The sequence below is a fragment of the Solibacillus sp. FSL H8-0523 genome, assembly GCF_038051985.1.
Classification (GTDB): domain Bacteria; phylum Bacillota; class Bacilli; order Bacillales_A; family Planococcaceae; genus Solibacillus.
The window spans coordinates 1,322,462-1,337,578 of record NZ_CP150291.1 but is presented as its reverse complement, the minus strand read 5'-3'; the positions used below and the strand labels follow the sequence as shown (position 1 = coordinate 1,337,578).

Here is a 15,117-nt window from a genome sequence, read left to right as displayed (position 1 = left end):
CCGCACATTTACGCGAAAAGCTAAAAGTAATTTTATTGCGAATTTTAAGAAAATTAATATCCGAAAAGCAACCCATTTCATTAATGAACGTCAAACTTCAAAATAACATTTGTTTTTTGGCAAACGTTAGCGCTATCCACTAGGAGGCCCCTATATGACCTTTATTTTTCTACTCGCTATCTTTATGTCGGTTTGTTTGATTGTGACACTTTTTGCGTTAAAACCCGATACGCTAAAGCCATCAAAACTCTATTTCTCGTTCATAATTTTTACTGTTATCGTTTGGATTAGTTTTTTAACTGGTTTTTTCACCATTTTTTCAGATGAATTTTCGCTTATCCTATGGAATAGTTGCTGGATTGGCCTCCTCATTGTTGGTGGGTTCACCTTTATCTATGAATGTAAAAATAGCTTAGTTTTCGCCTGTACCGCATTACTCACCAGCTTGATTAATGGTGGTTTTTATCTGTTGGCCAAGTTCATTGCAAGCATGTGAAGCGATACCCTAAATTAAAAAGTATATGAAGTCTTCTCTAAAATGAGGAGCTTTCATACACTTGCAAGGAATTATCTATTTATCCTGATTAATGGTCAGTAGGGAGCTTTGAAGTTTCACTTTCTCCTTGAAGTTCTCTTCTTCTCAAACTAAATGCTAGAGAAAACAGACAGAGCATGACCAAAAACGACGACCATTTAAATTGCTCATATTTCATTAAACTATATACAAACTCAGTTGTTGCTAAAATAACTACCAACATGAAAAAATACGCTATTTTCTTCACAACAATGCCTCCAATTAGTCTTTGTTTTGCTTCATTAATTTTGCGATTGCTAGACTTTCAGCATCATCATTGTTTTTCAGCTGTTCAATAACAAGTTGCTGGCGATCACCGGAATGATTTTGACTTAGTTTTGCCTTGCCCTCCATTTTTTCTATATCAATTTTGAATGCGACAATTCCCTTTTTTAAGCTTGCAATATATTTTTCATCCACTTCTTCATATCTATATGTGCTATCTGGTGCTTCATATTTTTTGATTAAATCACGTAAACATTCATCAATTAGCGCTTCATCCTGCAGTAATTGAAGCGTTCCATTGACGTGCACGGCTGTGTAGTTCCAAGTTGGCACCGCATCCTTTGTTTCATACCAAGACGATGAAATATAACTATGTGGGCCATGAAAAACAACAAGCACCTGCTGCCCATTAAGCTCTTTCCATTGTGAATTTGCCTTTGCAAAATGTCCATACAACACGCGCTTTTCACGATTTAACTTTAAAGGCAAATGACTCGCAACCAATCCGTTACTTGAATGTGAAACAATCGTCGCAAAGCTATGTTGTTCCATAAAAAGATACATTTCTTGCTCATCTTTCATTTGAAAATACTTTGGAATGTACATATAAACCTCCTCAACATACACACAAACTACATTTCACATAAATTCCCTTTGAAAACGAATGCGCGATTTTTTCTATTAAATTTTTATAATTCCGACAGTCTTTTCCTCATTCGCTTAAACGTATAAAAGTTGCCGTAATATTGAATGCCCTTTGCTTGATTTGTCGCTTGTCTTGACATGATTTCAAACGTTTGTAAGTCCATATGCATAGCGGCCTGGTGTGCTTCAATACTACTGTTCATCCAGCTCTTTTTAAATGCTGGCACATCCCCAATTTCCTTCCCTGCCATAATATCAATAATGTAATTCGTATATTGTCCAACTTCTTTATGTAACTGTGGTTCATTGTAGCGATGCGCTAATTCATAATCACCATTCACCATGGCCAGAAGCGACCCATATGTCGCCTCGTATTTCGTATTTTTATACTTTTTCACGATGGCCTCTAAACCTTCTCGGAATTGTTCGTCCGTGCCTTCTGCTAACATTTGCAAACTATAATACACGGGGTTTTTATTGTTACTTTTGATGAATTTCTCAAGCTTTTTTAAATTTTGCGTATACATTGTTGTATATAATAGATTTCCTAGACTGATGACAAGCGCTATCACAACTGCGACACCAATCACATAAGATGGCAGTTCCAGTATTCCTACTAGCACCCCTAAAACAATACCGAAAATAATGTAACCTAAAAATTTCACTCTCTTCACCTCTTCTTCTCTATCTTATAATAATTTTCAAAAAATTTTAATTAAATTCCATAAAATTCAAAAATACGTGCGAAATCATACGGAATTTCTTTCATGTCACTTGTATCCAAAACGTTAACAGAACTTTTATTTTCACTTTTTGTCAATTTGCGTTACGATAATAGATGGATGCAATTATGAATGGAGGATGTCTTCCGTATGACGAAACAATTACAAAAAGATGCGATGCGCGTATTAAAAGAGACGAGCCGCACATTTTTTATCCCAATTACTTTTTTAGATAAAGAATTAAAACTTACAGTAGCCGTAGCGTACTTAGCGATGCGTGCAATTGATGAAATCGAAGACCATGAAGATGTGTCAAACGAAGTGAAACATGCTACCTTATTAAAAGTTGCCGAATTATTAAAAGCACCTGCCTTCGATAACATCGCCTACATGGAGGCATTAGCACCTGTTGCTGACAAAATGCCTGAGGTAACAACACGATTAGCGGATTGGCTAGCTGTCTGTCCACAAGGTGCATATTCTATTGTTACTTCAGCTACGAGCGAAATGGCGGAAGGTATGGCGAAATGGGCGTTAGCAAACTGGCAAGTGCATACAAAAGAAGATTTAGACGACTATACATATTATGTAGCCGGTTTAGTAGGTGTTATGCTTTCAGAGCTTTGGGAGTGGAGTGCGGGTACGAAAACCGACCGTGAGCTGGCAATTGGTTATGGTCGTGGTCTGCAAGCCGTGAACATTTTACGTAACGAACAAGAGGATTTAGATGAGCGTGGTGTAAGCTTTGTACCAGACGACTGGACACGTGCTGAGCTCTTTGCTTATGCGGAGGAAAACTTAGCAAAAGCGGACCTTTATATGAAGGACTTAGATAAGCGTTCGATTAAGCTATTTTGTAAGTTACCACTTGCTTTAGCGCATAAAACGCTCCAAGCGATGCGCGATGGCCGCGAGAAAATGTCCCGCGCCGAAGTAGAAGCAACGGTTGAGGAAATTCAAGAAGATTAAAGAAGAGTTTGCTACTGCGCTCCGAGGTGAGACGTGTTGAGGTGAGGTCGTTTTAAGCTCATGTCCGTTGTACTGCGTTCCGGGGCAGGCTTTCCGGGCGGCGTGGCTCCAACTAACTTTTGATGCCTCTGACGGTGGCATCAAAAGCAGATTTTCCGCGCACGCTTAATCGCCAAGGAGTCCGCCCCTACACTACGTACAACTCTATTCGTTGAAGCTAATGTTTTTGTGGCTCACCCTTCGCTCCGCAGCACTCTACTTTGGCATTAAGTAAGTTTCTGTAAAAAATGATGAAACAAAGCATTTCTCTTAAAATAGCGCTACTTCTAATCAACGGTAATAAAAAAGAACCTTTTCAATAAATGAGTTTTCAATCAGCGCAGCATTGATTTAAGTTTCTTTAATAAAGAAAGAGTAACTATTTTCACTAACTGCCGCCTCGCGTAAGCGCAAGCGGCTTGGTTTTGTGTTTTTCACTTTACTTTATTACTAGGGCATAAGTTTGGGATTGGCGGGCCTCGCATGCGGCATTAGAGAAAGTGGTAGAGACACGTACGACGTGGCTCTAACGCTTTCATGCCGCAGCCCGCCAATCAATACAGCAAAACTTCATTAGAAATAGCAACCCCACATTACAGTAATGAACCTAAAAAGGTGTACTGCTTACGAATTTCACGTAAACAGCACACCTTTTTTATTAGCAGTCTAGGCATTCGCCCTTTTCCATTACATAAACAACGCAATTGCCACGCTACACACTGCACACAGCGCTACATATGTAAACGAAATAATATGACGACGTTTATCACGTCTGAATAAAAACTCAAACAACCCACGAATCATAAATAATAACATGATAAACGCGAATAATAATGCATAAATCGTAGTCTGATCAAATAAATTGACGGTTACAAACGATAGGAACGAGAAGCATAAAAATACTTCTAAAAACAAATGCCAAATACCTACGTATTGATCCATGAATTTTTGATTTTTTTCGATATTGAATTTTTGGCGTAGCTTTAAATCGAGCATACCCGCTCCTATAAAAGCGATAATAACAATAATAATTAACACAGCTTATCTCCTCTAAATCTCTGTCTGTAAATACTGCTGGCGTAATTCTTGTGGAACCAAATCGCCACCTGTTGACCAAATGATGTGCGTTGCGTTTTCCAGCTTATCTTGTAAGTTGTGCTCTTGTAAGTAAGTCACACCCTGCATCATCAATTCAATTGGCCCGTAAACCCCTGCATGCGCAGACGGCTCCATAAAGATATTTTCCGTCTCATACATACCCTTTAAGCTTCTAAATAAAAAGCTATCGTCCACAGTATAACATCCGCTCAGTACAGATTCCATTAATGTTCCGACAAAGCGTGATGGTCGCCCTACCGCTAATCCGTCTGCTTCTGTTTTGTTCGTTAACCCAATATCCGAAACACTAATTTCATCATGTAAGCCTGTCATCATACCAAGTAGCATGCAAGGTGATTGCATTGGCTCCCCGAAGAAGATGTGTACATGTTCGCCGTAAATTTGCTTTAGGCTATACGCTACACCCCCAGGACCGCCGCCAACACCGCATGGTAAGTACACAAATAACGGGTGCTCCGCATCGACTTTTACTTTCGCTTGCTTTAATTGCTGCTCTAAACGCAAGCCTGCAACCCCATAGCCTAAAAATAAATCAATTGAATTTTCATCATCAATAAAATGACATGTGTCGTCCTTTTGCGCGGCAAGACGGCCTTGGCGAACGGCTTCCGTGTAATCTGTTTTATGTTCAACGACGGTTACGCCATTTGCTCGCAATAAATCCTTTTTCCATTTCTTTGCTTCCACACTCATATGCACCGTTACTTGAAAGCCTAATTTTGCACCAATCATACCGATGCTTAAGCCTAAATTGCCCGTAGAGCCGACTGCGATTTTATAGTCACTAAAAAATGCACGCATGTCATCGGATGCAAATTTCGCATAATCTTCTGTTTTTGAGATACGTCCTGCAGCAAGCGCTAAGTTTTCTGCGTAGCTTAATACTTCGTAAATTCCCCCGCGTGCTTTAATTGAACCTGCGATTGGTAGTGCATGGTCACATTTCAGCATCAATGTGCCTGGAATCGCAAAGCCGCGACGACCTTCAATTAACTTTTTCATATGCGGAATTTCTTTCAGGTCGGATTCAATTAATCCATCTGAGAACTTTGTGATAGGAAACGCGACCTTTATATATGAAGAAAAGCGTTGTAATTTTTGTTCCGCTTCCCGAATCATTTCCATAGAAACAGCAGGTATTGTTTGCTTTTTCGTTGATAACTGGTCATTTACCCAAAATACATATTCCCCTGATTGTAACTTTTTAATTAGTGGAAATCGCGCTACTAATGCATTTACATCCATTTTCTGTTCAGCCATGTTGTCTCTCCTCCTTTTGCAAAATCGCACGTTCACAAATTTGTCGAAATTCCATTTCAAACGCTAAATTGTTTTCTTCCGTGCGTTTTTTAGGTCCCTTTGTACGACCCCCTGCACGTCTTATTTTCGCACTTTCATAACGAAATGCCAACAGCTGATCAATGTTGTCAGACGTCAGTTCTTTACCATTGTGTGTGATGACAATTCCACCTTTTGCCAAACACATGGCAGCTAGACCATAATCACCCGTAATGACAATATCTCCTCGTTTAAGTTCACTTACTAGCTTAAAGTCGACCGAATCTGGTCCCTTGTCGACAATAATTGTTTTAGCATTTTCTCTCTCAATACGATGTGATGTATCGCAGAACAAGAATGGTTCTATCTCGAATTGAGATGAAACAAATAGCGCTAAATCAACAACTGGGCAAGCATCTGCATCAATTAATAGTTTTAAAATAACAATACACCCTTTCCAAAATCAACCTAAAATAATTATTCTAATATAACGAATTAAAAACATTTTCCATTCCTTACACCAATTTAACAAGCTCATGTCACATAAAAATCGATTGAATTGTTCGATAATTCGTACTAATGTATAGCTATTAACAAATTTGGGGGTTTCACAAATGACAACAGCAGTAGTATCTAGCAAAGCTAAACAATATGTTGATGGTGTCTTCGCAAAATTACAAGCAAAGAACGCGCATCAGCCAGAGTTCTTACAAGCAGCGGAAGAAATCTTCCTATCATTAGTTCCCGTATTCGAGCAACATCCAGAATACATTAAACATAATATTTTAGAACGTATCATAGAACCAGATCGTATCATTTCATTCCGCGTTGCTTGGCAAGATGATCACAACAACGTGCAAGTAAACCGTGGCTACCGCGTACAGTACAATAACGTAATCGGGCCATACAAAGGTGGCTTACGCTTCCACCCAACAGTAAACGAATCAATTATGAAATTTTTAGCATTTGAACAAATTTTCAAAAACGCATTAACAGGTCAACCAATCGGTGGCGGTAAAGGCGGTTCTGATTTCAATCCAAAAGGCAAATCAGATGCTGAAATTATGCGCTTCTGCCAAGCATTCATGACAGAATTATACCGTTATGTTGGTCCAGATGTCGACGTTCCTGCAGGCGATATTGGTGTAGGTGCTCGTGAAGTAGGATACCTTTGGGGACAATACAAGCGCATCCGCGGTGCTTATGAAGCGGGCGTATTAACAGGTAAAAAACCTGGTTATGGTGGTTCATTAGCGCGTACAGAAGCAACTGGCTATGGTTTAGTATACTTCGTAAGCGAAATGCTACGCGAGGCAAATGACACATTCCTAGACAAAACAGTTGTTGTCTCTGGTTCTGGTAACGTAGCAGTTTACGCGATTGAAAAAGCACAACACTTCGGCGCAAAAGTAGTCGCTTGTTCAGATTCTTCAGGCTACATTTACGACGCAGAGGGTATCGACTTAAAAGTAGTAAAACAGCTAAAAGAAGTAGAAGGCAAACGTATTAGCGAATACGTAACATACCGTCCAAACGCAGTATTTACGGAAGGTTGTAGTGGTATTTGGACAATTCCATGTGACATTGCCCTACCATGTGCTACACAAAACGAAATTAACGGTGAGCTTGCACGTACATTAATCGCAAACGGCGTAAAAGTTGTAGCAGAAGGTGCCAATATGCCATCTGACTTAGAAGCAATTAACACATTCTTAGATGCAGGTGTCTTATTCGGTCCTGCAAAAGCTGCAAACGCTGGTGGTGTAGCGGTTTCTGCATTAGAAATGGCACAAAACTCTGGCCGTAACTACTGGACATTCCAAGAAGTAGATACAAAATTACATGAAATTATGAAATCAATTTTCTCACAAAGTACCGAAGCTGCAAAAAAATATGGCTACGAGGGTAACTTAGTAGTAGGCTCTAACATCGCTGGTTTCGTTAGAGTAGCGAACGGTATGCTTGTAGAGGGCATTTACTAAATCTGAAGTAAAAAATAAAACCGCAATCTCCATTACGGAGTTGCGGTTTTCAATTAGCGTACGACTAATACATCACATTTCGCGTTACGTACAACATTTTCTGATACCGAGCCAAGTAAGAATCGTTCAGCACGGTTTAGACCTGTTGCTCCAACAATGATTAAATCTGATTCAGTTAAACTCGTTAAGATGACCTTTGGTGAACCTTCTTCAACGATCAGATGGATGTTGTCGACACCTGCTTCCACTGCTTTCGCCTTGTACTCTTCTAAATGTACGGCTGCTTTTTCTTTTAACTGTTTGGCATATTTTAAATCATATGCTTCAACAGAGCCGAACGAGTGCGTGTCAATGACACATACTAAGTGAAGTGTTGCACCTGTTAATTTTGCAATGCGCACACCGCGTTCAAATGCAATTTTTGCTTTTTCTGAAAAGTCGATTGCTACGACGACATTGTGATACGTTTCTACCATGATGACCACTCCTTTTCTTAGTTTAGTATAGCAAACATGAGTAGGTTTTTGCACGTTGATTTCCTTTTATGGCAGTAGTTGTTAGACGTCTTTCTTTTAAAGGCGAACGTTTTTATGTGTTCAATATAATATTATTCGTGTTATAATGAGTTTGAATTTAAATTTGGAGGTTTTTTCGCGTGGAATTAATTTATACTGGTAAAACAAAAGATGTATTCAAATTAGAAAACGAGCTGTTCTTATTAAAATTCAAGGATGATGTAACTGGTGAAAACGGCGTGTTCGATCCAGGTGCTAACACAGTTGGCTTAACAATCGATGGTGCTGGTTTAGCTGGCTTAAAATTAACATCATTCTTCTACTCGAAATTAAACGGTCTTGATGTACCTACACACTACGTAGATGCGAACTTCGATGAGCAAACAATGACAGTAAAGCCTGCAACGGTATTCGGTAAAGGGTTAGAAGTGATTTGCCGTTTCAAAGCTGTTGGTTCATTCTTACGTCGTTACGGTGCTTACGTACAAGAAGGACAAGATTTAGACGCTTTCGTAGAAGTGACAATTAAAGACGACGACCGTTTAGATCCTCCAATTTCTGAAGACGCATTAGCGATGTTAAACCTGTTAACACACGAAGAATATGCGATTTTAAAAGAACGTACAATTGAAATTTCTAAATTCGTAGGTGCAGAGCTAGCGAAAAAAGGCTTAACACTATACGATATTAAATTAGAATTTGGCCGCGATGCGAAAACAAACGAAATTATTTTAATCGATGAAATTTCTGGCGGTAACATGCGTGCATACAAAGACGGCACTTACATTGAACCATTAGAATTAGAAAAAATTATGTTAGCGAAATAATCCTTTCACCTGACACAAGCACAAATCGAATTTTCGGTTTGTGCTTGTTTTTTTGAGAAAACTAAAGCGCCCTTTTAGCCCCTTCCCTTTTTCCGCAGAAAATGCTACACTTACTTTCGTACTTCGACGCGTTGAAGCGCGAAAATATTTCTTGAAAGGTTTTGTCTTCATGAATCAACAACAGTATGTAAAACCTCATCTATTTGAAGCACTACTACTCATGCTCAGCATTATTGCCATTATTTCTTATTCAATCATTCAGCTTGAAAGTGTGCCTCATATTCCGATTTTACTAGCCATTACGTTATTAATTTTTTATGGTGTCATTAAAAAAATACCGTACAAAAAAATGGAACAAAGTATGACTCGTGCAGTTACTTCGAGTATTGGCGCGATTTATATCTTTCTATTAATTGGCGTGTTAATTAGTAGCTGGTTAATCGGCGGGACGATTCCGACGTTGTTATACATTGGGTTATCGTTTGTATCAGCCAGCTTCTTTTATGCGATTGCGTTTATCATTACAAGCATTATTGGTACCGCAATCGGCAGTTCGCTAACAACGGTTGCAACAGTGGGTGTAGCGATGCTTGGCGTGGCAAGCTCGATTGATGCGTCACTCGTTATTACGGCTGGCGCGATTGTGTCGGGTGCATTTTTCGGGGATAAAATGTCACCATTATCCGATACAACGAATCTTGCAGCTAGCGTTGTAGGGATTGACCTCTTTACACATATCAGAAATATGATGTATACAACGATTCCTGCATTTATGATTGCGCTCATTGGTTATGCCCTTCTTTCGCCTAGCGTAGACACGATTGATACCGCGCTTATTGCAACCTACCAAGAAACATTACGAGCAACGAACTTAATTCATTGGTACTCGGTTCTCCCACTAGTGGTGCTCATTTTTTGTACAGCCTTAAAAGTACCAAGTCTTGCGACACTCGCGATTAGTGCGATCAGCGGCATTGTGCTTTCTTATTTTCATAGTACGATTCCACTAAACGAGCTCTTTGCGATTTTATATAACGGCTATTCGATGGAAACGGGTGTTGCCGCGATAGATTCACTTTTATCACGTGGCGGCATGAATAGTATGCTGTTTACGATTATTTTAATCGTGCTGTCTTTATCAATGGGCGGTTTGTTATTTGCACTCGGGATTATCCAAACTTTACTTGAAGCATTGCAAAGACAATTGAAATCAGTTGGCTCCGTCATTACTGGTGCTGCATTTACCGCCATTGGTATTAACCTCACAATTGGTGAGCAGTATTTATCGATTCTGTTAACTGGTGAAGCGTTTAAGGGAAAATTTAAACAGCACAAATTGCACCCGAAAAATTTAGCGCGTACGATTGAAGATGCAGGAACTGTTATTAATCCGCTTGTTCCGTGGAGCGTATGTGGTTTATTTATCGCCAGTACGTTGAATGTATCAGTACTTGAATATTTACCGTTCGCCTTCTTTTGTTTACTAAGCCCGGTCATGACGATTTTGTTTGGCTGGTTGAATATTACGATTACAAAACAAGCCCAGTAAAATTTTGAAAAGGTAAGCAACGGACATCAAATCGTTGCTTACTTTTTTATGTAGACTTATCTCTATGCGAAATATGGTAAAAATCAAACTAATAACTAAAAGTCAGGGTTGAAAAGCTACTAACTAAGAAATGGAGACCTTGTAAGAGGGTCCGTTCTGCTACGCTACGGGGGACGCTTTTCTGAGGGCGTGGCTTCAACTAATTCGGATGTGCCTCTTACGGCGGCACATCCGAATGGATTTTCCGCGCACGCTAATCCTCTAGAAGTCGCCCCCTTCGCTTCGCGGCACTCGAATTGGGTACAAATGATTGAAAAGTACCCCTTATTTCAGTGATAAAAACACGTATCACGTGGCTTTAGCGCGGTCTTGCCGTAGCACACGCCAATCAAAACAGCAATCTCTTGTAACACTGATAAAAAAAGCATGTAAAATCATTTGCGATTTCACATGCTTTTTCAATTTATATGCCTAAAAACTGTTTTAACTCCGACATTTGCTTCGTGGCTTGCTCATAGCCCATATTGTAGTTGGCTTTCATTTGATCGACTTTATTTTCAAAACTTTTTAAGGCATGCTGTGGTTTGAAAATAAACGCCTTCCCCTCTTGCTCAAGTTCACCGATAAATTGCATCGTCTCATTATACATTTCTGGACGTCCATTCATAGCGGCTGCTAAACGTGGATAACGCTTTTTAAACAGCATCGTCACCCAAGAAGATGATTTCGAACCAGCCTTTAAATAGCCCGGCTCACGTGTCAAAATAAGCAAGTGCTTGTCAAAGCCTTTTTCAATGGCACGCTTTACAGGAATTGAATCCGCTAAGCCCCCATCATAATACGGCGCATTGCCAATTTTAATTTCTGGGAACAGCACGGGAATCGCGCACGTTGCTTGCAAGATATCACACGTTCTCGTCATTGTATGCGCCTGCTTGTACTCCACTTTCCCAGTATAGGCATTCGTTACACCAAATTCGACCTCTCCCGGATAGTTGTAGTACGTGTCCCAATCAAATAGATCGCGTTCATTCGGAATGATATTGTAAGCGAAATCGAGGCCAAAAATACTTTTTTCTTTTAAAATATTGCGCGCCCCCATATAGCGTGGGTCATTACGATACGTCGTTAGTACACGCAACGTACGCTCAGGCTGGTTTGACATATACGACACCGCATTAATCGCACCCGCTGAAATAGCCGCGATATAAGGCATCACAATTTCCTCTCCCATTAACGCATCGAGTACCCCCGCTGTATATACGGTACGGAATGTACCCCCTTCTAAAATTAAACTACAGTCTTTTACTTCATTCACCGACATCACACTCTTTCATTCATATGAAATACTTAACTATATTATAAGGTTTTCTCAAATTTTGGACAAAGGATTTATTATTTAGATTCACTTCCTAAATATTCTGAAATATGTTATTATTTATTTCGAAACTCGTAACAATAGGAGGCACATACAATGTCAACATTAAAACGTAACGAAGTACCCGTTCAAGAAACATGGAACCTACAAGATTTATTTCAAACAGAAGAGGCTTATTCAGCAGCCATCGATGCATTAAAAGTATTCGTAGATGGAGTAGTAGCAAACTTGCAAGGTACAATCACGGATGCAGCAGGCGCTGTAAAAGCAATTGAAACAACAGAGCAAATTCAACAAAAAATGGTACCCATCGGAACATATGCAAACCTTGCTGTGAGCGTAGAGCAAACAAGCACAGAAAACCAAATGCGCTCAGCAAATTTCGGGGCACTTGCAGCATCGATTGCTACGAAGCTATCATTTGTCACAAGTGATTTACTAGCATTAGATGAAGCGGTATTAAAAGAAGCACAAAGCTTAAAACCAGAATACGCGAACTATATTGATCAGCTACTTGTGCAAAAACCGCATCAATTACACCCACAAGCAGAAAAAGCATTAGCAGCATTCGGCGCGACATTTAACGCACCTTATGGCTTATACAACACAACAAAACTTGTCGATATGCAGTTCCCTAATTTTGAAGTTGATGGACAGTCATATCCAATGAGCTATAACCTATTCGAAGGTGACTGGGAGCTCGAAACCGATACGAAAAAACGTCGCGCTGCTTTTGATGCGTTCTCAAGCAAATTACGCGACTACCAACATACAACAGCGAAAACGTATAATACACATATTCAAATTGAAAAAACAGATGCGGACCTACGTGGCTACGAGTCAATTTTTGATTCATTATTACAATCACAGCGCGTAGACCGCTCGATGTATGACCGTCAAATTGATCTAATTACTTCAGAGCTTGCTCCACATATGCGCCGCTATGCAAAACTTGTTCAAAAGGCACAGGGGTTAGATAATATGACCTTTGCGGACCTAAAAGTTTCGTTAGACCCAACATATGAGCCAACAATTACTATCGAAGAATCACGCAAGTATATGAAAGACGGCTTAGCAATTATGGGTGAGGATTACGCCAATATGCTAGACCGCTCATTCGACGAGCGTTGGATTGACTTCGCACAAAATGCCGGAAAATCAACAGGCGCGTTCTGCTCAAGCCCGTACGGTGTGCATCCATACATCTTAATCTCATGGACAAGCCGCATGAATGAAGTATTCGTGCTTGCACATGAGCTAGGACACGCGGGTCACTTCTATTTAGCAAATGACCATCAAAACATTTTCAATGCACGCCCTTCTTTATACTTCATTGAAGCACCATCTACAATGAATGAAATGCTAATGGCGAATCATTTACTGAAAAACTCAAATGATGCGCGCTTTAAACGTTGGGTCATTTCAACAATCATTAGCCGTACGTACTACCACAACTTCGTTACACATTTACTTGAAGCGGCCTACCAGCGTAAAGTGTACGAAATCATTGACGCGGGTGGTACTGTAAACGCACCGAAGCTAAACGAACTAAAACGTGACGTATTAGAAGAATTCTGGGGCGACACAGTAGAAATAAACGAAGGCGCAGAACTAACATGGATGCGCCAACCGCATTACTACATGGGCTTATATCCATATACGTACTCAGCAGGCTTAACAATCTCTACACAAGTATACCGCCGCATTTCAGCTGGGGATGACTCAGCCGTTGCCGATTGGGTTGACGTCTTAAAAGCAGGTGGTACGAAAACACCTGTAGAATTAGCAAAAATGGCAGGCGTTGATATTACAACTGAAGAGCCTTTACGTGACACAATCGCCTTTATTGGTGAGTTAATTACGCAACTTGAAGAATTAACAGCTGAAATCGAAGGACAAAAAGCATAATCAAAACGACGTGGTTTCCCTAAATACATGGGAGCCACGTCGTTTTTTAAATAGCGATCGTTTCTTTCACGACTGCTGGTTGCTGGAATAATACCGATACGCCTGTTTCAATTGCCGCTGAACCAACTGCTTTTGCTACAATGCCCGCCACACGCTCATCCATTGAGCTTGGTACGATGAAATCTTCATGTAATTCCTCATCGGTTACAAGTGAGGCAATTGCTTCAACTGCCGCTAGCTTCATCGCCTCGTTAATATCCGTTGCACGAACATCCAGTGCGCCACGGAAAATTCCTGGGAATGCCAGCATGTTGTTAATTTGATTGGCATGATCTGAACGCCCTGTGCCGATTATGCGTGCCCCCCATTTCTTCGCGTTTTCTGGTGTAACTTCAGGGTTTGGATTCGCTAAGGCAAAAATAATTGGGTCAGCCGCCATTGACTTAATATGGTGCTCCTTTAAAATATCCGCTGCCGATACGCCGATAAATACATCTGCGCCGACTAATGCTTCATCTAAAGAACCACGTAACTGATACGGATTCGTTAAATTCGCAACTTGTTCTTTAATTGGGTTCATCCCTTCAGGACGCCCTTCGTAAATAATGCCCTTCGTGTCACACATTAACACGTTCAAATAACCCATCTGCACTAAAATACGTAAAATTGCAATGCCTGCTGCACCGGCACCATTAATGACAACCTTCATTTCTTTTGGCTGCTTTGGCACAATTTTTAGTGCATTAATTAATGCCGCACCGACAACAATCGCCGTGCCGTGTTGATCGTCATGGAAAACCGGGATATTACACTCTGCGCGCAAGCGGTCTTCAATTTCAAAGCAGCGCGGCGCTGAAATGTCCTCTAAATTAATGCCACCATATGTCGGTGAAATGGCTTTTACAACGCGTACAATTTCATCAACATCCTTAGTCCCTAAGCATACTGGCACCGCATCCACATTCGCAAAACGTTTTAATAATAAGGCCTTTCCTTCCATTACTGGCAGCGCAGCTTCTGGACCAATGTCTCCTAAGCCAAGTACGGCTGTCCCATCTGTTACAATCGCCACTAAATTGCCCTTCATTGTGTAGTCATACACTTTTGATGGATTTTTTTCGATTTCTAAGCATGGTGCCGCAACTCCTGGTGAGTAAGCTAAGCTTAGATCATATTTATCTTGTACAGGCACCTTCGCACGAATTTCCATCTTGCCCCCGAAGTTTTCGTGCATCTCTAACGACTTTTTCATTAAATCCATTTTCATCATCCTTTTTTGAATTATTTGAATTTTCTTTATATTTATGTATATTATGACTTTTAAAATCATTTGTCAACAATAATATAACTCAATTTAAACAAAACAAAAAAATAAGATTAAAAACCA

The 15,117-nt window shown here is 40.1% G+C and carries 15 protein-coding genes; 6 read left to right on the top strand and 9 right to left on the bottom strand.

Features of this window, described 5'->3' with window-relative positions; translation table 11 throughout:
* Nucleotides 1-154: 154 nt before the first annotated feature.
* Entirely contained in the window at nt 155-496 is a 342-nt protein-coding gene (locus NSQ62_RS06345) for a hypothetical protein (protein WP_341323085.1), read from the top strand.
* Nucleotides 497-584: 88 nt separating this feature from the next.
* On the opposite strand, the gene NSQ62_RS06340 is transcribed toward NSQ62_RS06345, so the two are convergent.
* From NSQ62_RS06340 to NSQ62_RS06330, 3 genes are all read right to left on the bottom strand, one after another.
* Nucleotides 585-782 carry a hypothetical protein gene (locus NSQ62_RS06340; protein WP_341323084.1) on the bottom strand — a complete coding sequence of 66 codons (198 nt, stop codon included), beginning with the start codon at nt 780-782 and terminating at the stop codon, nt 585-587.
* A 14-nt stretch (nt 783-796) separates the two neighbouring features.
* The gene (locus tag NSQ62_RS06335; RefSeq protein ID WP_341323083.1) at nt 797-1,405 is read right to left on the bottom strand and encodes an FMN-binding negative transcriptional regulator; all 609 of its coding nucleotides are present in this window, start codon (nt 1,403-1,405) and stop codon (nt 797-799) included.
* An 83-nt stretch (nt 1,406-1,488) separates the two neighbouring features.
* On the bottom strand, nt 1,489-2,109 hold the full coding sequence (locus NSQ62_RS06330; RefSeq protein WP_341323082.1) for a hypothetical protein: 621 nt from the start codon (nt 2,107-2,109) through the stop codon (nt 1,489-1,491).
* A 207-nt stretch (nt 2,110-2,316) separates the two neighbouring features.
* Between NSQ62_RS06330 and NSQ62_RS06325 the strand changes: the two genes are divergently transcribed.
* A complete protein-coding gene (locus NSQ62_RS06325; protein WP_341323081.1) occupies nt 2,317-3,135 on the top strand; it encodes a squalene/phytoene synthase family protein in 819 nt (272 codons plus the stop codon).
* Nucleotides 3,136-3,861: 726 nt separating this feature from the next.
* On the opposite strand, the gene NSQ62_RS06320 is transcribed toward NSQ62_RS06325, so the two are convergent.
* Genes NSQ62_RS06320 through NSQ62_RS06310 form a run of 3 tightly spaced genes read right to left on the bottom strand, consistent with a single transcriptional unit; the run spans nt 3,862 to nt 6,013 of the window.
* On the bottom strand, nt 3,862-4,212 hold the full coding sequence (locus NSQ62_RS06320) for a DUF4181 domain-containing protein (RefSeq protein ID WP_341323080.1): 351 nt from the start codon (nt 4,210-4,212) through the stop codon (nt 3,862-3,864).
* Between the two features lie 12 nt (nt 4,213-4,224).
* Nucleotides 4,225-5,553: a D-serine ammonia-lyase gene (locus tag NSQ62_RS06315; RefSeq protein ID WP_341323079.1), complete on the bottom strand. Its 1,329-nt coding sequence runs from the start codon at nt 5,551-5,553 to the stop codon at nt 4,225-4,227.
* On the bottom strand, nt 5,546-6,013 hold the full coding sequence (locus NSQ62_RS06310; RefSeq protein WP_341323896.1) for a YaiI/YqxD family protein: 468 nt from the start codon (nt 6,011-6,013) through the stop codon (nt 5,546-5,548). The genes NSQ62_RS06315 and NSQ62_RS06310 overlap by 8 nt, the downstream gene beginning before the upstream one ends.
* Nucleotides 6,014-6,185: 172 nt before the next feature.
* Here NSQ62_RS06310 and gdhA point away from each other — a divergent pair, with 172 nt between their 5' ends.
* Nucleotides 6,186-7,553 carry an NADP-specific glutamate dehydrogenase gene (gene gdhA, locus NSQ62_RS06305; protein WP_341323078.1) on the top strand — a complete coding sequence of 456 codons (1,368 nt, stop codon included), beginning with the start codon at nt 6,186-6,188 and terminating at the stop codon, nt 7,551-7,553.
* A 53-nt stretch (nt 7,554-7,606) separates the two neighbouring features.
* On the opposite strand, the gene NSQ62_RS06300 is transcribed toward gdhA, so the two are convergent.
* Entirely contained in the window at nt 7,607-8,029 is a 423-nt protein-coding gene (locus tag NSQ62_RS06300) for a universal stress protein (protein WP_341323077.1), read from the bottom strand.
* Nucleotides 8,030-8,208: 179 nt separating this feature from the next.
* Here NSQ62_RS06300 and NSQ62_RS06295 point away from each other — a divergent pair, with 179 nt between their 5' ends.
* Nucleotides 8,209-8,895: a phosphoribosylaminoimidazolesuccinocarboxamide synthase gene (locus NSQ62_RS06295; protein WP_341323076.1), complete on the top strand. Its 687-nt coding sequence runs from the start codon at nt 8,209-8,211 to the stop codon at nt 8,893-8,895.
* Nucleotides 8,896-9,064: 169 nt separating this feature from the next.
* Nucleotides 9,065-10,444 carry a Na+/H+ antiporter NhaC gene (gene nhaC / locus NSQ62_RS06290; RefSeq protein WP_341323075.1) on the top strand — a complete coding sequence of 460 codons (1,380 nt, stop codon included), beginning with the start codon at nt 9,065-9,067 and terminating at the stop codon, nt 10,442-10,444.
* Nucleotides 10,445-10,907: 463 nt separating this feature from the next.
* Here nhaC and NSQ62_RS06285 read toward each other — a convergent pair whose 3' ends face one another.
* Nucleotides 10,908-11,768, bottom strand: coding sequence for a patatin family protein (locus NSQ62_RS06285; RefSeq protein ID WP_341323074.1), 861 nt, complete (start codon nt 11,766-11,768; stop codon nt 10,908-10,910).
* A gap of 150 nt (nt 11,769-11,918) precedes the next feature.
* Here NSQ62_RS06285 and pepF point away from each other — a divergent pair, with 150 nt between their 5' ends.
* A complete protein-coding gene (pepF, locus tag NSQ62_RS06280) occupies nt 11,919-13,730 on the top strand; it encodes an oligoendopeptidase F (RefSeq protein WP_341323073.1) in 1,812 nt (603 codons plus the stop codon).
* Nucleotides 13,731-13,776: 46 nt separating this feature from the next.
* Here pepF and NSQ62_RS06275 read toward each other — a convergent pair whose 3' ends face one another.
* Nucleotides 13,777-14,991, bottom strand: a complete 1,215-nt coding sequence (locus tag NSQ62_RS06275; RefSeq protein ID WP_341323072.1) for a malic enzyme-like NAD(P)-binding protein — start codon at nt 14,989-14,991, stop codon at nt 13,777-13,779.
* Nucleotides 14,992-15,117: the final 126 nt, after the last annotated feature.

Excerpts from the sequence above, each read along its gene's own strand:
- NSQ62_RS06345 (WP_341323085.1), top strand. The coding sequence starts at position 155 with ATGACCTTTATTTTTCTACTCGCTATCTTTATGTCGGTTTGTTTGATT.
- nhaC (WP_341323075.1), top strand. The coding sequence starts at position 9,065 with ATGAATCAACAACAGTATGTAAAACCTCATCTATTTGAAGCACTACTA.
- NSQ62_RS06300 (WP_341323077.1), bottom strand. The coding sequence starts at position 8,029 with ATGGTAGAAACGTATCACAATGTCGTCGTAGCAATCGACTTTTCAGAA.
- pepF (WP_341323073.1), top strand. The coding sequence starts at position 11,919 with ATGTCAACATTAAAACGTAACGAAGTACCCGTTCAAGAAACATGGAAC.
- gdhA (WP_341323078.1), top strand. The coding sequence starts at position 6,186 with ATGACAACAGCAGTAGTATCTAGCAAAGCTAAACAATATGTTGATGGT.
- NSQ62_RS06325 (WP_341323081.1), top strand. The coding sequence starts at position 2,317 with ATGACGAAACAATTACAAAAAGATGCGATGCGCGTATTAAAAGAGACG.
- NSQ62_RS06275 (WP_341323072.1), bottom strand. The coding sequence starts at position 14,991 with ATGGATTTAATGAAAAAGTCGTTAGAGATGCACGAAAACTTCGGGGGC.
- NSQ62_RS06315 (WP_341323079.1), bottom strand. The coding sequence starts at position 5,553 with ATGGCTGAACAGAAAATGGATGTAAATGCATTAGTAGCGCGATTTCCA.
- NSQ62_RS06335 (WP_341323083.1), bottom strand. The coding sequence starts at position 1,405 with ATGTACATTCCAAAGTATTTTCAAATGAAAGATGAGCAAGAAATGTAT.
- NSQ62_RS06285 (WP_341323074.1), bottom strand. The coding sequence starts at position 11,768 with ATGTCGGTGAATGAAGTAAAAGACTGTAGTTTAATTTTAGAAGGGGGT.